Source organism: Actinoplanes rectilineatus (assembly GCF_000962825.1).
Taxonomy (GTDB): Bacteria; Actinomycetota; Actinomycetes; order Mycobacteriales; family Micromonosporaceae; genus Actinoplanes; species Actinoplanes rectilineatus.
The window spans coordinates 35,272-56,927 of record NZ_JZKF01000002.1 but is presented as its reverse complement, the minus strand read 5'-3'; the positions used below and the strand labels follow the sequence as shown (position 1 = coordinate 56,927).

19 protein-coding genes are annotated in these 21,656 nt (G+C 71.3%); 10 read left to right on the top strand and 9 right to left on the bottom strand.

Annotated features, from left to right (window positions below; translation table 11 throughout):
* Positions 1-4 precede the first annotated feature (4 nt).
* A complete protein-coding gene (locus WH85_RS01540; RefSeq protein ID WP_045739805.1) occupies positions 5-1,120 on the top strand; it encodes a glycosyltransferase in 1,116 nt (371 codons plus the stop codon).
* Positions 1,121-1,300: 180 nt separating this feature from the next.
* The gene (locus WH85_RS01535; RefSeq protein ID WP_211275250.1) at positions 1,301-2,092 is read left to right on the top strand and encodes an SDR family NAD(P)-dependent oxidoreductase; all 792 of its coding nucleotides are present in this window, start codon (positions 1,301-1,303) and stop codon (positions 2,090-2,092) included.
* Positions 2,093-2,094: 2 nt separating this feature from the next.
* Here the strand turns inward: WH85_RS01535 and WH85_RS01530 are convergent, their stop codons facing one another.
* A complete protein-coding gene (locus tag WH85_RS01530; RefSeq protein WP_045739803.1) occupies positions 2,095-2,283 on the bottom strand; it encodes a helix-turn-helix domain-containing protein in 189 nt (62 codons plus the stop codon).
* Between the two features lie 46 nt (positions 2,284-2,329).
* On the opposite strand from WH85_RS01530, the gene WH85_RS46590 reads away from it, so the two are divergent.
* Complete coding sequence (locus WH85_RS46590; RefSeq protein WP_052720075.1) at positions 2,330-3,958, top strand: serine/threonine-protein kinase; 1,629 nt, start codon at positions 2,330-2,332, stop codon at positions 3,956-3,958.
* Positions 3,955-4,506, top strand: coding sequence for a hypothetical protein (locus WH85_RS01520; protein WP_045739802.1), 552 nt, complete (start codon positions 3,955-3,957; stop codon positions 4,504-4,506). The genes WH85_RS46590 and WH85_RS01520 overlap by 4 nt, the downstream gene beginning before the upstream one ends.
* Before the next feature lie 145 nt (positions 4,507-4,651).
* Here the strand turns inward: WH85_RS01520 and WH85_RS01515 are convergent, their stop codons facing one another.
* On the bottom strand, positions 4,652-5,896 hold the full coding sequence (locus WH85_RS01515) for an FAD-dependent monooxygenase (protein WP_045739801.1): 1,245 nt from the start codon (positions 5,894-5,896) through the stop codon (positions 4,652-4,654).
* A 128-nt stretch (positions 5,897-6,024) separates the two neighbouring features.
* Between WH85_RS01515 and WH85_RS01510 the strand changes: the two genes are divergently transcribed.
* Both WH85_RS01510 and WH85_RS01505 read left to right on the top strand, forming a co-directional pair.
* Positions 6,025-6,528, top strand: coding sequence for a MarR family winged helix-turn-helix transcriptional regulator (locus WH85_RS01510; RefSeq protein WP_211275249.1), 504 nt, complete (start codon positions 6,025-6,027; stop codon positions 6,526-6,528).
* Positions 6,529-6,701: 173 nt separating this feature from the next.
* The gene (locus WH85_RS01505) at positions 6,702-7,190 is read left to right on the top strand and encodes a VOC family protein (protein ID WP_045739800.1); all 489 of its coding nucleotides are present in this window, start codon (positions 6,702-6,704) and stop codon (positions 7,188-7,190) included.
* A 43-nt stretch (positions 7,191-7,233) separates the two neighbouring features.
* On the opposite strand, the gene WH85_RS01500 is transcribed toward WH85_RS01505, so the two are convergent.
* The gene (locus tag WH85_RS01500; protein ID WP_045739799.1) at positions 7,234-7,431 is read right to left on the bottom strand and encodes an NAD(P)-dependent oxidoreductase; all 198 of its coding nucleotides are present in this window, start codon (positions 7,429-7,431) and stop codon (positions 7,234-7,236) included.
* Between the two features lie 12 nt (positions 7,432-7,443).
* Positions 7,444-8,412 carry a DMT family transporter gene (locus WH85_RS01495; RefSeq protein ID WP_169792398.1) on the bottom strand — a complete coding sequence of 323 codons (969 nt, stop codon included), beginning with the start codon at positions 8,410-8,412 and terminating at the stop codon, positions 7,444-7,446.
* Between the two features lie 286 nt (positions 8,413-8,698).
* Between WH85_RS01495 and WH85_RS46585 the strand changes: the two genes are divergently transcribed.
* Positions 8,699-10,231, top strand: a complete 1,533-nt coding sequence (locus WH85_RS46585) for a protein kinase domain-containing protein (RefSeq protein ID WP_052720074.1) — start codon at positions 8,699-8,701, stop codon at positions 10,229-10,231.
* Between the two features lie 111 nt (positions 10,232-10,342).
* On the opposite strand, the gene WH85_RS01485 is transcribed toward WH85_RS46585, so the two are convergent.
* Together WH85_RS01485 and WH85_RS01480 are read right to left on the bottom strand one after the other, a co-directional pair.
* Positions 10,343-12,409, bottom strand: coding sequence for a P-loop NTPase family protein (locus WH85_RS01485; protein ID WP_045739797.1), 2,067 nt, complete (start codon positions 12,407-12,409; stop codon positions 10,343-10,345).
* A gap of 511 nt (positions 12,410-12,920) precedes the next feature.
* Positions 12,921-13,391, bottom strand: a complete 471-nt coding sequence (locus tag WH85_RS01480) for an acyl-CoA thioesterase (protein ID WP_045739796.1) — start codon at positions 13,389-13,391, stop codon at positions 12,921-12,923.
* Between the two features lie 213 nt (positions 13,392-13,604).
* Between WH85_RS01480 and WH85_RS01475 the strand changes: the two genes are divergently transcribed.
* Complete coding sequence (locus WH85_RS01475) at positions 13,605-15,578, top strand: ATP-binding protein (protein WP_169792397.1); 1,974 nt, start codon at positions 13,605-13,607, stop codon at positions 15,576-15,578.
* 129 nt (positions 15,579-15,707) lie between these two features.
* On the opposite strand, the gene WH85_RS01470 is transcribed toward WH85_RS01475, so the two are convergent.
* From WH85_RS01470 to WH85_RS01460, 3 genes are all read right to left on the bottom strand, one after another.
* The gene (locus WH85_RS01470) at positions 15,708-15,974 is read right to left on the bottom strand and encodes a hypothetical protein (protein WP_157410681.1); all 267 of its coding nucleotides are present in this window, start codon (positions 15,972-15,974) and stop codon (positions 15,708-15,710) included.
* Positions 15,975-16,059: 85 nt separating this feature from the next.
* Positions 16,060-16,860 (bottom strand): SDR family NAD(P)-dependent oxidoreductase, encoded by an 801-nt coding sequence (locus WH85_RS01465; RefSeq protein WP_045739793.1) that lies wholly within the window; start codon positions 16,858-16,860, stop codon positions 16,060-16,062.
* Positions 16,857-17,291 carry an SRPBCC family protein gene (locus WH85_RS01460; protein ID WP_045739792.1) on the bottom strand — a complete coding sequence of 145 codons (435 nt, stop codon included), beginning with the start codon at positions 17,289-17,291 and terminating at the stop codon, positions 16,857-16,859. Before WH85_RS01460 ends, WH85_RS01465 begins: the two co-directional genes overlap by 4 nt.
* A 192-nt stretch (positions 17,292-17,483) precedes the next feature.
* Here WH85_RS01460 and WH85_RS01455 point away from each other — a divergent pair, with 192 nt between their 5' ends.
* A complete protein-coding gene (locus tag WH85_RS01455) occupies positions 17,484-19,514 on the top strand; it encodes an RNA polymerase sigma factor (protein WP_157410680.1) in 2,031 nt (676 codons plus the stop codon).
* 70 nt (positions 19,515-19,584) lie between these two features.
* A complete protein-coding gene (locus tag WH85_RS01450) occupies positions 19,585-21,549 on the top strand; it encodes an ATP-binding protein (protein ID WP_045739790.1) in 1,965 nt (654 codons plus the stop codon).
* Positions 21,550-21,656 lie beyond the last annotated feature (107 nt).

Here is a 21,656-nt window from a genome sequence, read left to right as displayed (position 1 = left end):
CGTCATGCGCATCCTGTTCTCCAGCGTCCCCGCCCACGGCCACCTGCTGCCGCTGTTGCCCCTCGCCCGGGCCGCCGCCCGCGCCGGGCACCAGGTCGCCCTGCTCACCCACCCCGGCATGCACAGCGCCGCCCCGGACCTGGACCTGCTGCCCGCCGGCCCGGACATGGCCACCACCCTCGCCGACGTCACCCACCGGACCACGCTGGACGCCCTGCAGGACATGGCCCGCGGCGCGACCGAGTTCTTCGTCGCGTCACGGCTGAACCTGGGAGCCGAGCAGGCCCTCGCCGCGGCCGAACAGTTCCGTCCCGACCTCGTCGTCGCCGACATGGTCGACTTCCTCGGCCGACTCGTCGCCGCCGCACGCGGCATCCCGTTCGCCGTGCACGGGTCGGCCCTGCCCCTGGCCGCCCCGCTCGCCACCGCCTTCGAACAGGCGATCAACGACCACTTCCCGGGGTACGGGGTGAAGCCCACGCCGCCGGTCGCCTACCTCGACCCGTGGCCGGACAGCCTGCTGCGTCCCACCGACAGGTTCCCGGTCACCCGGATCCCGATCCGGCCGGAACCGCACAGCGTTCCCGGCGACTCGTGGCACCCACCGGCGTTCCGCGGCCGCGGCGAACGGCCCGTGGTCCTCGTGACCATGGGAACGGTGGTCGAGGACCGCGACGCCGTCGAGTTCGTCGTCAGTTCGCTGACGCCGCTCGACGTCGACATCCTGGTCGCGCCGTACAGCGGATACGGGCTCGAGGAACGGGACCTGCCCGATCCCCAGGTACACAGCGCGGGATTCGTACCCATGAAGGATCTCCTCGCGGTGAGCGACCTCGTGGTCACCACCGCGGGCGCCGGCACCGTGCTGTCCACCCTGAGCGCGGGGCTGCCGATGGTGCTGCTCCCGATGGGCCTGGACAAACCCATCAACGCCGAACGGGTGGCGGCACGCGGCGCCGGTCTCGTCGTCTCGCGGCCCGGTGCGGCCGGTGCCGCGGTGGAACAGATCCTGGCCGGATCGGCCCCGGCGGCGGCCGCCGCCGCGGTGGCCGCCGAGATCGCCGGCATGGACTCCCCCGACGCCGTCCTCACCGTGCTCCTGCGCCGGCTGACGTCGTGAGCCCCGGCACGGCGGCGGACCGGTCCGCCGCCGTGCCGCCCGTGGCCGCGTTCCGCCCGGTTCCCGCGACGTTCTCCGCGTACCGGGACCCGCGACCGGTTCACTCATCGGATGCTCATCGGGCGCAGGCAGCATCGAGTCTGCCGCTGACGGACAGCGGCCATCACCGAGGAGGAACACATGGACCTGAAGCTCGCCGGGAAGACCGCCTTCATCAGCGGATCCAGCCAGGGCATCGGTTACGCCACGGCCCGGACCCTGGCCGGTGAGGGCGCCGGCGTGATCCTCAACGGCCGCGACCCGGCGAAGCTGGAGAAGGCCGTCGAGGAGCTGCGCCAGGAGGTGCCCGGCGCCTCCGTCAGCGGCCTGCCCGCCGACTTCTCGGTCGCCGCCGACGTCGATCGGCTGTGCGGCCGGCTCCCGGACGTCGACATCCTGATCAACAACGTCGGCCTCTTCGAGCTCAAGCCCTTCGAGCTCGTCACCGACGACGACTGGCGGCTGTACTTCGAGGTCAACGTGCTCGGCGGAGTCCGGCTCGCCCGCCGGCTCCTGCCGGCGATGCTCGACCGGGGCTGGGGCCGGATCGTCTTCGTCAGCAGCGAGTCGGGCGTGAACATCCCGGCCAACATGATCCACTACGGCACCTCCAAGACGGCGATGCTCGCGGTCGGCAACGGCCTGGCGAAACTCACGAAGGGCACCGCCGTGACCGTCAACTCGGTGCTCGGCGGCCCGACCTACTCCGACGGCGTGGCCCAGACGGTCCGGTCGCTGGCCCAGGCCCAGGCGCTCCCCGAGGAGCAGATGAAAGCCGCGATCATCGGCGCCAACGAGACGTCCCTGCTGGGCCGCTTCATCGAACCGGCCGAGATCGCCGCCGCGGTGACCTTCCTCGCCAGCCCCGTCGCCTCCGCCGTCAACGGGACGGCCGTCCGCGTCGACGGAGGTGTCCTGACCACACTGCTGTGACCTCAGACGAGGCCCGAGCGCACCGCGAAGGCGACCGCGTGCGGCAGGTTGCGCAGCCGGTACCGCCGGAAGATCCGGTATGCGACCTTCTCGACGGTGCGCGGCAGCACCTCGGCACGCCGGGCCGTGATGGCGCTGCCGCCTCGCCACAGCGCCGGGCCGAGAACCTCTCCGGAGACATGGCCGGGCACTGACGGCGATCGAAGTTCGCTTTTCGAAGTCGGTAGCCTTCCTGCCATGCCGACCGAGCCTCTTCGATCGTCCGATCCCACCGAGCTGGGCGGATATCGCCTGCTCGGACGACTCGGCGAGGGCGGCATGGGTGCCGTCTACCTGGGACAGGGGCCGGACGGGCCGGTCGCGGTCAAGGCGATCCGCGCCGACATGGCCAGCCATCCCGAGTTCCGGGGCCGGTTCCGCAGCGAGGTCAACCGGGCCCGTCAGGTTCCCTCCTTCTGTACGGCCGCGGTGCTCGACGCCGACCCGGAGAGCGCCATCCCCTACCTGGTGGTCGAGTTCGTCGACGGCCCGGATCTCGCCGAGGTCGTCGCCGGACGCGGCCCGTTGAGCGGCGGCGAGCTCTACAGCGTCGCGATCGGGGTGGCGACCGCGCTGACCGCGATCCACGGGGCCGGTGTCATCCACCGGGATCTCAAGCCCCGCAACGTGCTGTTCTCGCTGGGCACGCCGAAAGTGATCGACTTCGGCATCGCGCGGGCCTTCGAGTCGACGAGCAACCACACCCGGACCGATCAGATGGTGGGCACTCTGGCGTACATGGCGCCGGAGAGGTTCGAGGCGGATGCCCGCGGTGTCGGGCCCGCGGCGGACGTGTTCGCCTGGGGTGTCGTCGTCGCGTACGCGGCGACCGGCCGGACCCCGTTCCAGTCCGATTCGCCGGCGGCGACCGCGGCACGGATCCTGACGCAGCCGCCGGATCTCGGTGGGCTCACGTCGCCGCTGCGCGAGATCGTCAGCCGGTCGCTGGACAAGGACCCGGCACGCCGCCCGACCGCGGCGGCGCTGCTGGAACTCCTCCTGGACACCGGCTCGCACAGTGTCGGCAACCTGGCCGGCAGCCCGGAGTTGCGCCGGGCCGCGCAGGCGGCCCGGCGGGGCGGCATCCGCAGGCGCCGCCGAGGCCGGCGTGTGGCGGTCGCCGCCGCCGGGGTCGCCGTCCTCGCCCTGCTCGGGGCGATCGGCGGCTTGCGGCTCGCGGCTCTCGACGGGGACACGGCCACGCTGCCCGGCACGTCGGCCGCGCCCTCGGCCGCCGCACTGCCCCCGTCGTCCCCGATCGGTGAAGGCTTGCTGATCAGTGACCCGCTGGAACGCGATGGCCAATGGCACGAGTCGAACGAGAACGGCATCTGCGAGTTCGCCGACGGCCGGCTGGTCGCCCGCAGCGGGAACGAGGAGTTCCCGGCCGAGTTCGTCTCCTGCGACGGCCCCGACGACAAGATCACCGGCGATCACGCCATCGCCGTCACCGTCGCGCTGCGAACGCCCACCAGCTGCGCGGTCATCTGGTTCTGGGGTTCGGACGGCGTCACCGAGAGCGGCGAGTTCGCCGTCGACCTCTGCGCCGCCAAGGCCGAGGTGTGGGACCAGCAGGAGGACTCCCGCACGACACTCGCCGAGGCGCCGACCGAGGTCCTCGCCGACAAGGCCGGCCACCGCGTGCAGATCACGGTCGAGGACAAGGCGGTAACCGTGTCGGTCGACGACGCCCCGCTCCTCGACGGGAAGCTGCCCGCACGCAGCCGCCAGAGCGGTCAGGTGTGGCTCAGCATGGGCCAGGAGCCCTACTCCGAGACCACCGAAGGCAACGTCACCTTCCAGGATGTGGAGATCCGAGAACTGTGAGAACCCGGGTCCTGCTGCCGCTGTCCCTGCTGCTGGCGACACTGGCGGCGTGCAGTTCCACCAGCACGCCCCCGTCGTCGCCGGCGCCGTCCTCGGCGGCGCCGCCGTCCGCCACCCCGGACACCACACCGACCTTCACCGATGTACGCGTCGGCGACACGACCTCGATCGTGCGGATCCGCGCGTTCACCGCCGGCAGGAACCGCTCGGTCGTGGTGGAACCGGTCATCTTCCTCAAGAAGCCGGAGTTCTGTAAGGCGTTCGGAATCCCGGCGGACGACAAGCAGTGCCTGGCGCCGTTCGGCATCGAGTTCAGCGACGCCCGGATCACCCTGCCCCGCGCCGACGACGCCACGTACGCCCTGATCGACCCGGACGACTGGCGCAAGTGCACCGACACCGACCTGGTGGCCGCCACCTGCAAGGCGACCGCGACGGAGTTCCGGAAATGGCTGACGGGAAACGATGACACCGTCCTCCTGACGACCCGGGGCGGGCAGGCGGTGCACTTCGCCCAGGTCTACTTCCCCGGCTACTACGAGGAGTGACTACCGTCACACAGTGCCGTGGCCGAGGCGTACGCCGGGCCTGACAACACTGGTCCACGGTCTCGTAGGCCGACAGCCCCGAGACGTGGGTACGCCGGATCGCCGCCCGCATCCCGCCCGAGGACAGCACCGGAACGACCGCTTGTCAGATGCGGTCCAGCCCGTCCTGTCGCTGATCGAGGTCGGCGTAGTCGGGCAGGTCGATCCGGTCCGCGGGCGGGTCGACGAGGCGTGCGCCGATCCGGGAGACCAGCGGCGTCGCGGCGAGGCGGAGCCCCGCGTGGAAGACGGCGAGGCCGGCCGGAGTGCGCGGGTTGGCGATCCGGGGCACCCCGGGCGGGAGCTGCTGGGCCCGGTCGACGAAGGGGCGCATGATCCGCTCGTACCCCGCAAAGGCCTGACGATGGTCGGCGTGGCGGGCGATCTCACCGGCGAGGACGTAGGCGCCGACGATCGACAGGGTGGTGCCCATCCCGCTGACGGGGGCGGCGCACCAGGCGGCGTCGCCGAGAAGCGCGACGCGGCCCCGGGACCAGCGGGTCGCCCGGATCTGGGCGAGGGACTCGAAGTACATGTCGCCGGCGTCGTCGAGCGCGTCGAGGATCCTGCGTGCCGGCCCCGCGACGCCGTGGAACTGCCGGCGCAGCCGGTCCTTCTGCTCCGATGCGGTGCGGCGCCGGCCCCAGTCCGCGGCGCCGGCACGGTCGTAGAGGATCGCGGAGAGGACGGCGCGGGTCGTGCCGTGCCGGTCGGGGCGCAGGGTGACGCCGAGGCCGCCGGGGGCGTTGTACCAGTTCCACCAGTCGGTGTCGTCGTCCTGGCGGGCGATCGTCAGGTACGTCATCTCCATGCCGAGCGGCCGGACCGCGACGTCGGCCGGATCGAGGAGGAGTCGCCGGGTCGAGGAGCGCAGGCCGTCCGCGGCGACGACCAGGTCGAAACCCTCCTGCCGGCCGCCGGCGAAGGTCACCTCGACCGCGGAGCCGGTGTCGGTGAGCGCGGTGATCTCGTCGCCGTAGCGATAGCCGGTCCGCCCCGCGGTCTTGTCGACCAGGATCCGGGCGAGGTCGCCGCGCAGCACCTCGACCTCGGCGGTGGCGCCCGCCGTGGCGGATCGCTGGACGGGGAACTCGGCGATCAACTTGCCGTGCTCGCTGAAGAACCGGGTCCCGCGTTCGCCGGTGGTCGCGTCCCGGACCGCGTCCTCGAGGCCGGCACGGCGCAGCACCTCCCGGGCCGCGCCGCGGACGTCGATGTTCTGGCCGCCGGTGCGGAACTCGGGCGCGCGTTCGACCACGGTGGTGGCCCATCCGTACCGGTCCAGCCAGTAGGCCAGGGCGGGCCCGGCGATACTCGCGCCGGCGATGAGGACGGTCGGTCGGTGTCCCATGGAGGTTCCCTCCGTCGGAGTGGTGGAGCGAGCCCATTAGTTATACCGCGATACTGTATCACCGTGAAACCATTCTGCGATGATACTATTCGTGGCGCATCCGGCACCGAGACAGAGGAGGGCTCCCCGTGGCCGAAGGGCTCCCCGTGGCCGAAGCCGACGACCAGCGGGATCGGCTACTGACGGCGTTGCGGACACACGCGACCCTCCACGGCGACCTGGGCCGCCAGTTGGGCACACGGATGGGCCTGCACACCACCGACGCCGCCGCACTGGTCGAGATCCTCTCCGCGCAGGACCAGGGCACCCCGCTGACGCAGGTCGGATTGAGTCACCGCATCGGTTTGACGCCGGGCGCCACATCAGCCCTGCTCAACCGGCTCGAGAACGCCGGCCACGTGACCCGCACCCGCGACAGCACCGACCGCCGGGCCGTCACGCTGCGCTCCACCGACGGCGTCGAGGCCACGGTCGACGACTTCTTCGCCCCGCTCGTCGACCGCCTGGGCACGATGATGAGCAGATACCCACCCGAGCTGCTGGCCCAGGTCGAACACTTCCTCACCGACGTCTGCACCACGATGGGCGATTACGCCCACGAACAGGGCCGATTCATCACTCCGCGCCCTTGACATCACGGGCCGCAAGGTTCATCGCCGTGACGACGGCGGTGCCGGGGCAGTGGACTGATGTGCGGCCGGAACCACGCGAATGGCGGCACAGCCGGCCACACGAACACCGGTGACCTGGCCGCTGGACACCCTGTCGGCACACGGTGGCGCTCGTAGCCGAGCGAAAGGCAATCATGATCACCACCGCGCATCTCCCCGAGTCGTACTACCACGTGGGTGTGGTCGTCCCGGACATCGAGGCGGCCATCGAACGCTACAGCGAGGTCTTCGGGATCACGTTCACCGAACCGAGCGTCACGACGAGCCCCCATCTGGAGGACGGCGGCAGGGTCTTCACGAACTTCCAGCAGCGGCAGGCGATGTCGCAGACCCGTGAACCCTATTTCGAGCTGATCGAGGCGGTCGGCGACGGCATCTTCAGCCGGCGGAACATGGGGCAGATCCTGTACTACGGCTGCTGGGAAGAGGACATGGAGCGACGACTGGCGATCCTCGCCGAGCAGGGGATCCGATTGGAGTCGATCATCCGCACGGCGCCGGACGCGCTGCCGATCGCGGTCATCACGGCGCCGGACCCGATTCTGGGCACCCGGATCGAGTACGCGGACGTCGTGACACGTGCTTACACCGAGGAATGGATCCGTACCGGCAAGCTGGGGTGATCCGTTGCGGTGCCCGCTACGGCGGACCGTAGCGGGCACGGTGTCATCGCCGGATCTGATCGACCAGTGGCACCCCGGAGAAGTATCGGTGAGCCTGCGCCGATGCCAGCCGGTAGATCCGCTGCCGCATGCTCTCGGTGAACGCACCGACATGCGGGGTGATCGGTACGTTCGGCGCCGTCCGCAGAGGGTGACCGGCCGGCGGCGGCTCCGGATCCGTCACGTCCAGTGCGGCGGACAATCGGCCGGGTGATCACCGGCTCCCCACCCGTTCCTCAGGTGTGTCCATCGACTCGGAACGGTCTGTGACGGAGCGGGCCGTTCCGGGCGCGACGGCACCAGTGCGCCGGGGCCGGGACACGACCACGAGAAGACCGGCGAGGACGCAGCCGCAGCCGGCCAGTTGAACAGGCGACAGGCGCTCGCCGTTGAGCACCGCACTCAGGGCCGCCGCGGTCACCGGCTCGGCGAGGGCGAGGACTCCCGCGACGCCGGCGCTGACGCTGCGAAGCCCTCGGGCGTAAAGCGCGTAGGGCAACGCCGTCGCGGCCAAGCCGAGCCAGGCCACCAGCGCTGCCGTGTGCGGCTGGAGAACGGTGCCGCCCTCCCCCACGATCCAGGGAAACGCACAGACCGCGCCCACCAGCATGCTGACGGCGGTGGCCGGCAGCAGGGATGTGGACGACGACGCCATCCGCTGCGCGGTGACGGTGTAGCCGGCAAAGGTCGCACCCGCCAGCAGTCCCCAGGCTAGGCCGATGAGGTCCGGAGCGGTGCCACTGGCCGGGGCCAGCAGCACACCGCAGCCGACGGTCGCCGTCAGGGAGCCGATCAGCCAGGTCCGGCCCGGCCGCCGGCCGTGGAGCGCCCAGTCGAACACCCCGGCGAAGAGGGGGATGAACGCTACGGCGAGGAGCGTGCCGAGAGCCGCACCGCTGTGCGTCACCGACGACATGAAGAAGTATTGATAGACGACACCGATGACGCCCGCCGCACCGATCACCTGCCACGGAGCGCCACGAAGCGACCGGCGGCGCCCGGGCCGCCGGAGGAGACACACCGCGGCGAGCGCGAGTCCGCCGACGAGCTGTCGCCATCCGGCCAGCGCGGCCGTGCCGAGATGGCTTCCGGCGAACAGCTGCGCCGGGCCGATGGTTCCCCACAGGACGGCCGCCAGCAGGACCGCCCCTGAACCCGGGTAGTCCCTGGAACGAGATTTCACCACTGCAAGTTAGGAAGGACGGCTATTCACTCGCGATGTCAGCGCTGCTCACCTCGCCGGGTGCGGGCCCGGTGACCCTTCTGGCAGCGGCTCCCGATCGTCGTTCGCGAGCACGTGATGAGCACCGGTGAGCCGGTGACTGGACAGCCGGGAGCATCAGAATGACGGGCGATTCGTTCCGCACGGCGGCTCGGCCCCACGACAGATCAGGAGAAGCGCTGTGGACACCGCAGGTCGCGTGAGTCCACTCCGTAGATCCGATCCCGCGTGGCTCGGGGGCTACCGGATGGTCGGCCGGCTCGGTGAAGGCGGCATGGGAGTGGTCTATCTGGCCCGGTCCCGGGACGGGGAGCGGGTGGCGGTCAAGCTCATCCATTCCCACCTCGCGAGTGACGCCGAGTTCCGGGGCCGTTTCCGTGGCGAGGTGCAACGGGCCCGGCAGGCGCCGGCCTTCTGCACCGCGCGCTTTCTCGGCGCAGACCTCGACCACGATCCGCCCTATCTGGTCGTCGAGTACGTCGACGGGCCCAGCCTGGCGCAGGTCGTCGCGAGGCAGGGGCCGTTGGAGCACGCCGCGCTGCGTTCGCTGGCGGTGGGGACCGCGACGGCTCTGACCGGCATCCACAGCGTGGGTATCATCCACCGGGATCTCAAGCCCGGCAACGTGCTGCTGGCACTCGGCGGGCCCAAGGTGATCGACTTCGGCATCGCGCGGCCCTTCGAGGCGACCAGCCGGCACACGCGCACCGACATGATGGTCGGCACCATCACCTACATGGCACCGGAGCTCTTCTCCGACGACCCGGCCTCGGCCGTCACCGCGGCAGCCGACGTGTTCGCCTGGGGCTGCCTCGTGACGTACGCGGCCACCGGGCGGACCCCCTTTCGGGGCGAATCACCGCAGGCGACGGTGGCCCGCATCCTGTCGCGGCCACCACGAGTCGACGGCATCGCCGAGTTCCTGCGCGAACCGGTGCTGCATGCCCTGGCGAAGGACCCCGCCGACCGGCCCACCGCTCCGGAACTGCTCGCCATGATGGTGAACGGGCATGCGGCCGGCTCTGTCGCGACCGCGCGGCCGCGTACCCCCAAGATCTCCGGACAACCGGCAAGGCCGCGCCGGGGCGGCCATGCCCGGCCCGCCGCGGTCGCCGCCGCGGGTCTGCTGACGGTCGCCGGGCTGATCGGCGCGACGATCGTGGCCAACGGGGAGGGCAACGCCCAGCAACGTGCGGCGCCGCCCGGCAGTTCGGCGAGCGTCGCGCCCACCGGTTCGGCACCGGCCGGTGCGACGCGATCCGAGGCCGGGTCATCCGCCCCCGCACGGGTGCGAAAGCGCACGCCGTCGCCGTCGGCCGGCACGGGGTCGGCGGCACCGGCCACGCCCCGGACCGAACCCGCCTCCTCGGCTCCGGACGGTTCCGCCAACCCGTCCGGGCGCAACCTCGCGCTCGGGACGACGGCTACGGCGTCGAGTGCCGAAGGCGACCGCTGGTCCGCCGGGCAGGCCGTCGACGGTGATCCGGAGACCCGGTGGGGCAGCGCTTTCAGCGACCCGCAATGGCTACAGGTGGACCTCGGCCGACGATGGCGGATCCGGCGAATCGAGATCGATTGGGAACGGGCGTACGCCGTCGCCTATCGCGTCGAGGTCTCCGAGGACGCGGCCACCTGGACCACCGTGCACAGCACCTCCTCGGGACAGGGCGGGAACGTCACCATCACCGTCGACGATCTGACCGGTCGCTACGTCAGGGTCTCCGGCACCCGGCGTGCCGGCGACTACGGCTATTCCGTGTACGAGCTGAAGGTCTTCTGATCCGGCGGCGGGAGGAGGCGATCGCGGCCGATCGTCTCCTCCCGCCGCCGGTCCGCGGGTACGGCCCGGCGCCGGACCGCCGTCGTCACCATGGTGACGACGGCGAGCACGTCAGAGCGGCGGCGAGGAAGGCGTCCCGGGCACCGGGCGGGAACGCGCCGGGGACCGCTCCGGCCGCGTGACGGTGCCTCCCCACAACTCACGTGCCCACAACACCTCACACACCGCGGCGAGCCCGGTCCGCAGGTGACGTCGGTAGGTGCTCAGCGGCAGGCGCAGCGCCGCGGCGGCGACCCTCTGCGTCGGCGCGCCCTTGAGGTACGTGACGGTCAGCGCGTGATACGCCTTCGTGTACCGGGACAGTTCCCCGACGGACTCGATCGCGTCCTGAAGAAGGCTCCGGAGAACTCCGGCCCGGTCGGGTTCCCCGGCATCCACGATCAGACGGGTCTGCAGCAGCGGGTTGGCGGCCAGAGTGGTCGGCCGCCGCCAGGCATGCAGAGCCGCACGGATGGCGGCGTCGAACTCCGGACGGGTCAGCACGATCAGGCCGGCACCGGGATTCCCGCCGCCGGCCCGATCCGGTTCCCCGGCCTGGTCCGGTTCCCCGGCCTGGTCGTTCCGTTCCCGGGCGAGCAGGGCATGGGTACGGTCACCGACGCGCGGCCGGGCCCGAATCGGACGGTGCTCGACGCCGCCGGCGTCCGGACGGCAGTCGCCGATGTCCGCCACCGAGACGAAGGACCACCGCAGCGGGCTCTCCCGGTACCAGTGGGCGGCGACCCGCATCCCGATGAGCTCACGCGTCGGGGAGGGGCGCTGGTAGGTGAGGGGATCGACGCTGAACCGGCAGATCCCGATGTACTCGCCATGACGCAGCGGGCCCACCGAACGGCAATGCCGCCAAGCCTCGGCGACGACGGGATCCGCCCGTGACTCCACCGGGTCCGGCGCCGCCAGCCGCAACCAGGCCATGAAGGCGTGCGGGGGCGCGTCGGGCGAGCTCCGGTAGACCCGGAAGGCCTCCGGTCGCCGATCGAGCCAGAATCGCACGACGGCAGCGGACTCGGCGCCTTCGGCCTGTTCCGCCAGGTCCAGGATCACCGCCCGGTCCGCCGGCTCCATCGCCTCGTCGACGACCTTTCCCCGCGGGTAGCCGGGCCGTCCGGCGCCGCGTCCCAGGTGGTCGAGCTCCGCCACCGCGGGCATGACGGCGACCTCGGCGGCGTCGCGGACCTTGTGGACGAGGAAGGAACCCACCCGGCTTCGGGCCGCCCGCAACGATTCCGGATCGCGGTGTGCCCAGTCCGCGACGAGGATCTCCCGGACCACCTGCCGAAGGTGGAGTCCGGTCGGGCTCCGGTCGATGTAGGGCCGGTCGCGTAGCCAGACGAACAACTGGTCGGCCCGGCCCGGGAGCACGGCCCCGAGCAGTTCCTGCGTGATGCTGTGGACCTGTGCGCCGATCCGCAGCGCGGCACGATGCTCCTCGGACGGTACGTCGCCGAGGACCCGCCGCTGAAGCATGTCCAACAGGCCTGGTCCCGGCTCCCACGGCTCGGCGTGAGGTTTCCGGGCAGCGTCCATGGCCGCCGCGACGAGGGCCAGCGGATGCCCCGCGGCGAACCGCAGAACGGCGTCCCCGTGATGTGCGGAAAGCTGGAACGGTTGCAGGAGTTGCCGGCTCTCGACGGTGGTCAGCTCGCGGAGCGCGACCTCCGCCGCCATCTGCGACCAGCCGGGATCGAGTCGCCAGTCTCCGGACGGGCGACGACGGCCGGCGATCACGACGAGTGCGCCCATCGGCAGGCCCGGAAGGAAGCTCTCGGCCAGCCAGTTCTCCCAGTTTTCGCCCGCCTGGAAGCAGTCGAGCAGGATGACGGCGCGCTCGTCGTGTCTGACGGTGTGCGCCGCCGCCTCGAACCGGTGCGCCGAGACGGTCGTGCGGCCGTCGAGTCGCAGCACCGTCCGGTCAGCGTCCCGGGCCTCCTCGGCCATCCGGGTCAGCAGCGCGGATTTCCCCACCCCGCCGGGGCCGTGCACGAGCAGAACGGACGGCGCCTGCGGGTCACCCGCCAGCATCCGTCCGAACAGGGTCATCTCTGGGGTACGGCCGACGTGGACCTGGCGCTGGGTCTGGCGCTGGTCTCGCAGCAGCGTGGATGTCGACGTGATCATGTCACGGCACCTCCGCCTGGTATCTCATTGTGTGTTCATAAGACGATCACATTGCGTCACATCAACATCTGATGCGCGAGTGATCGTAGGCCTTCCGGGCTAACAGACCAGTTTTAATGATCAATGCCACCATGGCTTCCCCGTCACGAACGGTCATCGCCGACTGTGGGATCACTCCGGAATGTCACCACAGCCCCGACACCGTGCCGGGGTGAGGGTCAAACGGTGAACCGTCTCCGGCCGCGGGTGCCCGGTCGAGTCCGAGACATCGTGGCAGTCAGCGGGATGGTGTCCTGTCCCCACAAATGACGACGGGCCCGGGCCGGCCCTGGGGAGGACGACGACCCGGGCCCTGACCCCGGCGTGGCGACGAGATGACATGAGCGTCCGCTCGCCGCCACGGTCGAGATGCAGAGTGCCGGACGGCGGTGCTCACTTCGCAGGCCACCGTTGCTCACGCGAGCCGACCCGGCCGGCGAGCGTGCCGCCGGCCGCCCCGCCGGCACCGGTCTCAGAGACCGGCATCCACGGGACGGATCAACGCGGCGGCCATGTCCCTGCCCTCCTGCGTCCAGGAGGTGGGACGACCGGTCGCCGGGTCGATCCGGACCACCACCCGTGAGCCCTCGGCATAGGTCGTCTCCCGATCCGGGGAGAGCATCCGGAAGCCGTACTCGGCGCTGGTCCTGCCCATCTTCTCCAGCCAGAAATGGCACACGAGGTCACCGGCACCACGCACCGGCTGGAGGTACCCGACGGTCATCTCGCGGGCGAACTGGTAGACGTCGGGCTTGGTCGCCTCGGTGCCCACGAAGGCGTAACCGCGGTCTGCCCAGTAGTCCTCGATCGCCCGCTCGACGACCAGGGCGTAACGGCTGTTGTGCATGACCCCGAACGGGTCGAGATCATCGATCCGCACCCGGCACACCGACAGGTGGCCGAACGCCACCTCGGGCTCAGTTTCGTCAACGGCTGCTGTCACGGGACTTCCTCTCCTCACGTCTGACGTGTCGCAGCGATGATCATGCGGTCCGGCATGGCTCGAATACCGGCCCAGACGTGTTCATCCCGGGCCTCACGGCGCCCCTTGCCGCGATCCGGGTGAACAGACGATGGCCTGGGAAACGAGCAGACGACGCGCCCACGATGACGGTGTCCACCACACCGGATGAGCGACGTCGGGAGCCTGCAGATCATGCGTACCAGCGTTGGCGTACCCCACACACTGGAGGAGCGGATCCGCGACGCCCGTCGCCGCGCCTTCGTCGGCCGGGAAGCCGAGCTGCGAATCTTCCGGGCCGCTCTGGCGAACCGATCCGGCCCGCCCTGCCTGCTCTACGTGCACGGCCGCAGCGGAACCGGTAAATCAGCCCTGCTCCACCGGTTCGCCGACGAGGCACGGGAGCAGGGACGCAGCGTCGTCCACCTCGACGGCACCCTGATCGGGGGGCCACCGCCGGTTCCCGGGGCACGCGCTCATGTGGCGTCCGACGCGGACGTCCTGTTCATCGATGCGCTGGAGCAGTCACCGGCCATGATGAACTGGCTGACCGGCCGGCTCCTCCCCACGCTCGGCCCGGGAACGGTCATCGTCGTCGCGGCCCGGCAACCACCCGGAACGCAGTGGTGTGCTCGATCGTGGCCGGACCCGATACCCGTGATCGAGCTCAACGACCTCGGAGTGCGGGAGGCAGCCGAACTGCTTCGCCGCCGGCACGTACCCGGCCCGGCCCGGGCCGTTCTGCTGGCGTTCGCCGGCGGGAATCCCCTGGCCCTCGCTCTGGGCGCGGCCGCCACCCGGCAGGCCGCCGACCCGTACTCCTGGGAACCGGGCCCCGAACTGGTCACCACGCTGGCCCGGCGCCTGACCGGCCCGGTGCCGTCGGCGGCACACGCGCTGTCCCTGGCGGTGAGTGCCTGCGCCCTGGTCACCACGGAAGCCCTGCTCCGTTCGGTCGCCGGAGACGAGGCACCCGGTCTCTACGCATGGCTGCGCCGCCACCCGGCCATCGAGGCGGCACCCGGCGGGCTGCGCCCGATGCGGACGGCACGAACCGTGCTGGACCGGGAGTTCCGTTGGAGGAACCCGCAGAGGCACGCCGAGATACGGCACGCCCTGGTTCAGCATCTGTTCCACGCCCGCCGGGAGACCGACGGCGATGCCGCACACACCGCGCGGGGCCTGTCGTGGCTGTTGTACCGGGACCTGCCGGACACCGGGGATGAGGACGCCGGTGAGTACCTCGTCGGCACACCACACCCCCGGGATCGCCCTCTGCTCGACGGGCTGCCCGCCGGTTCGGAAGTCACGGCGGACGCGCAGGTACGCATGTTCCGCCACACCGGTACCGGTGAGGTGGCCGCGATCAGCGTGACCCGGCGGCGGCACACCCCCGACGAGGCGGCCGGCGGCGACGATCCGGTCACCACGAGCCTCTGGCGGAGTATCGCCGACCGCATGCCGGAGGACGGTGGACACGTCCTGGTCACCTGGTTGCACCTGCTGCCGAACGGCCGGTGGTCGCCGGAACTGGCCGCGGCGGTACGGGTGGCGGCCTTCGAGAACTGGCTCGAGGCCGGGCAGGCCGCATGGTCCTTCGTCGTGCTGCCCGCGACCATCCCCCTCGGACGATCACTGGAAGAGGCAGGGCACGACCGTCTGGGTGACCCCATCGAGTACGGCACCGAGGTCCTGTGCCTCTACGGTCACGACTGGCGTCACGTACCCGGTCCCGCATGGATCACGGCGATCAGCAATCGGGTCATCGACGGGCGGGCGGTCCGTGACGACCGGGTTGCCGGCTCGCCTGCCGCGCTGACCCGCCCGGAGTTCGCCGCCGCGGTCCGGGAAGCCCTCGGTTCCTGGACCGATCCTCGCGCGTTCCGTGCCGGGGCGCTGATCACCAGTCACGTCGTCCCGGCCGGCCTCGAGGGCGACGACGCCGAACAGTTCCTGCGGGACCAGATCATGGATGCGGTCGACGAGCTCCGCGCCCGGGCCTGCGGGGACCGGATGCACCGGGCGCTCGCGACGACGTACTTCTACGGAACGCCCACGCAGAAGGCCGCCGCGGCCCGGCTGGGCATGGCGTTCAGCACCTACCGCCGGCACCTCGCCCGCGGCATCGAGGAGGTCACACAGCACCTCTGGCGGGGCGGGGTGTCCTGACGGGCGGCCACTCGGGCGAGGAGGGCCGATGGTGCGGCGCCGTACCGCCGGGTACCGACGGCGCCGGTCGGGCGCAGGAGTATCACGGTCACGGCGGCACCCGCCGCCGTGACCGATTCGGCGACACTCTTAATGTGGCTCTACGTCACGATTTTCCCGGACTATCCGGTCCACCGCGTCCCTGGCCTCCCGCAGACCGGCCCCGGTACGGCGCCGGTAGATCCGGACGGCGGCGACATCGCCCTGGCCCGCGGCTGTGCTGAGCACCTCGGCGTTCAGGTCCGCGACGTCCACCGGATGCTCCGGCACGGACCGCGTCCGCCGCCGTAGAAATCGGGCGACGAGCAGCATCCCCCCGCCGGCGACACCTACCAGCAGCGCAATCGTGATCATCATGGCGTCCATCCTTCGGCCGGTCACCGCCTTCCGTGTCGGTCCGGACACTGAACCGTGCCGGGCGCCCGTCCGGCTCGGATCCGGGTCAGATGTCGGCGCCCACGACCGACGGCTTGACCGCACCCCAGCCACCGTCGACATCAAGGAAGGCGCCGCTGACGTTGCGGGCGGCGTCACTCGCCAGGAAGAGCACCGCCTCGGCGACGTCGGCCGCTTCCTGCATGCGCCGCAACGGAACATCCCGCAGGTAGCCGTCCCGCACCGTCTCGTCCCAGCCCGGCGGGGGCCAGGCGTCGGAGGTCCGGATCAGAGCCGGCCGCACGGCGTTGCAGCGCACGTTGTGCGGGCCCCATTCCGCGGTGAGGGTACGGGTGGCCGCCTCGATGCCGCCCTTGGCGGTGGCATAGAGGATCCAACCGGTGTTACCGGTCGCCCCGATGCCGGAGGAGATGTTGACGATGCTGCCGCCACCGTTGTCCGCCATGTGCCGGGCGGCATGCCCGGCCAGCAGCAGCGGAGCCCGCAGATTCACGGCCATGAACGCGTCGAACGCCTCCGGGGTGACCTCGTCACTCGATCCGAACGTACCGAAGCCCGCGTTGTTGACCAGGACGTCGAGCCGGCCGAACCGGGCGATCACCTCCCGCAGCGCGGCCACCGGGGCGTCGGGCCGGGAAAGGTCCATGTGGATCACGGTCGGGTCGTGCGGGAGTTCGCCGGCCAGGCGGGCGAGATGATCGGCCCCGCTGCCGAGCAACGCGACCCGGGCGCCGGCACGTGCCAGCCGTCGGCTGATCGCCGCCCCGATCCCCCGGCCCCCGCCGGTCACCAGTACGGTCCTGCCCAGCAGCGGCTCGCCGAAGGTGGCGCCGTCCGGGGCGCTCATGCCGTGAACCGATCGCGCAGAGCGGTGAGGCCGGCGCCGTAGAGGCCGATGACGAAGTCGACGCTCCCGGGTTCGTCGGCGGCGTCGACGTCGAGGTCGGCCCACCACTCGACGAAGGCGTGACCACTGTCGGTGATCGGGTGGACCCGCATCACCGCGTCGATCCGGCGGACCGGGAACGGGTGCTCGATGACCTCGTAGCCCAGCGTCCGGCGGGTGTCGTCGAGCATGGTCAGCCGTTCCCCGGTTCCGGCCGGGGTCGCGGCGAACCTCACGGCGCGGACCGCCCCGACCGCGGACGGATGACCCGAGGTGATCTCGCTGCTCGCGATTCCCGGATGCCAGGCGGCGAGTCCGTCGAAGTCCCGGATCACCGCCCAGACGTCGGCGGCCTCTCCCGGGACGACCGCGCTGACGTAGGCCTTGCTCATGTCACTCCTCATGATTGCTGTGCACGAACCGGTCACGGCCATGCGGTGTCCAGCCTTCGCGACCGGGCCGGCCGATCCCAGACCGGAACACCGCCGATCCGGGCCGATCAGCGTCCGATTCCCCGCCGTTCTCCGTCCACCCGCCTGGACCACCGGCCGGGTGGCCCGCGACACGGGCATACGATGGCCGTCGTGTCCGTGACCGACGATCCACCGCCACGCCGTCTCGCGGACCGGCTCAGAGAGACCCGCAGCACCACCTTCACCGGCCGCGATCCCCAGTTGGACGAGTTCCGCACGGCGCTCGCGGGAACGCCCGGCGCTCCCGTCCTGCTGTATCTGGAGGGTCCCGCCGGCATCGGCAAGTCGGCGCTGCTGCGCCGTTTCACGGACATGGCGTCCGCTGCGGGACGGCCCGCGATCGAGGTCGACGGGACGGCGGTCACCGGCGGGCCCGCCGCGTTCGAGGCGGAGGCCGCCGGTGCGCTCACCGCTGACCGTCCGGTACTGCTGATCGACGCTTTCGAACACTGTCAGGGCCTGGAACGCTGGCTCCGAGAGCGGTTCCTGCCCCGGTTGCCCGACGGGGCGGTCGTCGTTCTGGCCGGCCGCCGCCCGCTGGATCTCGCCTGGCGGACCGATCCCGGCTGGTTCCCGCTGGTACGGGTGCTGTCCATCAGCGGTCTCACCCCGGCGGAATCGGCGGAGCTGCTCTGCGCCCGTGGGGTCCCGCCCGAACAGCAGCCACCGTTGATCGCCTACGCCAACGGTCACCCGCTCGCGCTCTCCCTCGCCGCGGAGGTGACCCTGCGAGAGGGCGTCTGGCAGCCGTCGCAGGACGTCACCTCGGCCCTGCTCCGCCGGCTGATCGAAGATGTCCCGTCACCGGCGCACCGGCAGGCCCTGCACATCTGCGCACACGCCCGCGGAACGACGGAGGCGCTCTTACGGGCCGCCCTCCCGGACCGGGACACCGAGCCGATCTTCCGCTGGCTCCGGGTCCAGCCCTACATCGAGGAGGGCCGTGACGGCCTCCGGCCGCACGACATGATCCGCGACGTACTCGACACCGATCTGCGGTGGCGTGATCCCGAGCAGTACCGGGCGATGCACCGGAGGATGCTCGAACATCTGGTCCAGGAAGTGCGGACGGCGGCCCCCGGCTCGCTGCTGCACCGGGTGGACGCCGTCAACTACCTGCACCGTAACGGGCGGATCAAACGCCGCTACTACCGTTTCACCGGGTGCGGGGAGGTCACCGAGACGCCGGTACGCCCCGGGGACCGAACAGCGCTGCTCGACCTGACCCGCCGTGCCGAAGGCCCGGAATCCGTCACACTGGTCGATCACTGGCTGCGGCACCAGCCGGACGCCTTCCACGTCCACCGCCGCTGCGACACCGACGAGCCCGCCGGATTCCTCACCCGGCTCCGCTTCGGGCCGGCCGACGAACGACTCGCCGCCTCCGACCCGGTCACGGCAGCCGCCTGGGAGCACACTCGTCACACCGCACCGTTGCGTGACGGCGAACACATCGAGATCGCCCGGTTCATCATCGACCCGGTCCACTACCAGCGACCGTCCGCGATCCTGGACCTGGCGCTGCAACGTCTCGTCGGAACCTATCTCACGGCGGCACCGGCCTGGACCTACACACTCTGGTCGGATCCGTCGTTCTGGGACGAGCTGATGACGTACTCCCAGCACGAGTCGGTGGCGACGTTGCCGCAGGGCGGGCTCTACGGCCACGACTGGCGGTCCCGGCCGCTGTCCGGCTGGCTGGCCGCGGTCGGCGCCGAGGATCTCTTCGGACGCCGTCCGGATCCGGACGGCGTCCCGGCCGGCGGCTACACGATCCTCTCCCGGTCCGGCTTCGACACCGCGGTCCGCGACGCCCTCCGGTCGCGTCGTGACCCACAACGCACCTCGGAGAATCCGCTGCTGGGCACCCGGCTGGTCGCCGAGCACCCGGAACCCGACCCCGTCGCCGCCCTGGACCTGCTCCTGCACGAAGCGGTCGAGCGACTCGGCCGGGAGTCCGAGGCGCTGCGCGTCACCTACTTCGACGACCTGCCGTCGCAGGAGGCCGCCGCGGCACGGCTGCGGCTGCCCATGACGACATACCGGCGGCATGTGACCCGCGCTACGGAACGGGTGGCGGACCGCCTCTGGGCACAGGAAACCGCTACGCACGGAGAACCCGGCGTAGTGAACAACGAATGACCTGACCGTTGAACAGTCCGCCGGTGCACGGTGGCGCTCGACCAGAGCGGCAGCGCACATCGAGGGACTGATGATCAACACATGGGCCGAACGGCTGAGGGCGACCGCCCGGACGTCGTTCGTCGGCCGGGACGCCCAAATCGACCGGTTCCGGGCCATGCTCGACGACAGGGACCCGGCCCGGGTCATGTACGTGCACGGCCCCGGTGGCATCGGCAAAACGATGCTGCTGCGGCGGTACGCGGACATCGCCGAGGCCGCGGGCTTCCCGGTGAGGTCGGTCGACTGCCGGACCGTCGCACCGACCACCCACGGCCTGTGGGCGTCGGCCGCGGCATCCGGATGGCGACGGCGCACCGTCCTGCTGATCGACAGCTTCGAACTGTGTCATCCCCTCGCCGGATGGCTCTGGCAGACGTTCCTTCCGCACCTGAGCGCGGAGGTACGCGTGGTGATCGCCTGCCGTCGGCCACCGGACCCCCTCTGGGCGGCCGACCCGGGGTGGACCGATCTGCTCCGGGTGATCGCCCTGCCCTGGCTGTCCGACGCCGAGGCCTCCTCGATACTCGACCGGCACGGTGTGCCACCGGCGTCACGGCACCGCCTGCTCCGGCACGCCGCCGGGTATCCGCTGGCCCTGGCCCTCGCGACCCGGCGTGCCCCTCCGGTCGACCCCTCTGCCACCCTGCTCGGCCGAGTCGTCGGCGTTGCGCCCAGCGCGGCACATCAGCTTGCTCTGGACGTCTGCGCGCACGCCCACCACACGACAGCCGGCCTGCTGCGCGAGGTCACCGGTGACGGTGGCGAGGAGCTGTTCGACTGGCTGCGGGAGCAACCGTTCATCGAGGCCGGACGACACGGGCTCGTACCGCACGAGCCGGTACGCCGCCACCTCGACGACGACCTGCGCTGGCGCGACCCGGAGGGCTACCGGAAGCTGCACGCTCGCATCCGCCGCCACTTCACCGGACGGCTGCGCACCGTGACCGGCGCCGCCGAACTGCCGATCGTGGCCGCGCTGACCCACCTCCATCACCGCGCCGAGGGCTCCGGCCCCCACCTGCGATCATGGCCGCACGACGGCCTGCGGGAGGAGCCGTACCACCCGGACGACCGCGCCGCCCTGATGGAGCTCGCCGCCAGCGCCGAGGGACCGGCGGGCGCCGAAGCGGTCGCGTTCTGGTCGGACCGGCAGCCCGAAGCGTTCCACGTGCACCGGCACACCGTCACGGGCCGGCTCACCGGTTTCGTCGGCTGCCTGCTCCTGAACGGCGACGACGACGCGTCCGACACCGACCCGGTGGCCGGAGACGCCCGCCGCCACCTACGGGACACCGCCGACCTGCGGCCCGGCGAACGTTTCAACGTGGTGCGCTTCCTGGTCTCGCCACAGCGGTACTACCAGCCGTCGCCCGCCACCGACCTGGGAATCCTCCGGGTCACGGCGCAGTTGTTCACGACGCCCCGGCTGGCCGCCACGTACGTGGCGATCCCGGCCTCCGCGGATTGGCACCGGTTCCTGGACTATTTCGGCTTCACCGAACTGCCGGGCCTCCACCAGGGCCGGCGGCTCTACACCCACGACTGGCGTACCGTGCCGGTCAGTACCTGGAGCAGGACGCTCGACCAGCGAGTGCTGGACGGTGCCGCGCCCTGGCCGCCGCCGCTCGCCGTGCTCACCGCCGACGCATTCACCCAAGGGGTACGCCAGGCGCTGCGTGTGCTCGACGATCCGGTACGACTCGCCGCGAGCCCGCTGCTGCGGACCCGGGTCGTGGCCGCGGAACACGGTGACCCGGTGACCGGGCTGCGGCGGGTCATCGAGCGAGCGGCCGCCGAACTCGGTGCGGACCGGCGTCTGCACGACACCCACGAGGCTCTCCGCGTCGCCTACTTCGGCAGGCGGATCCCGTACGCCGTCGCGGCGGAACGGCTCGGCGTGGCCGAGAGCACCTTCAAACGGCGACTCCGCGCCGCGGTCGACGGCATCTGCCGTTCCCTGTGGCAGCAGGAGCTGGACGGCATGCGGCCGTGACGGCCCGCTCAGCCCCGCGCCGCGGCACGCACGGCGTACGCGTCCACGACCGTCTCATCAGGTACGGACGCCCCGTCGCGCAGACGGCAACCACACCTCGATCCGCA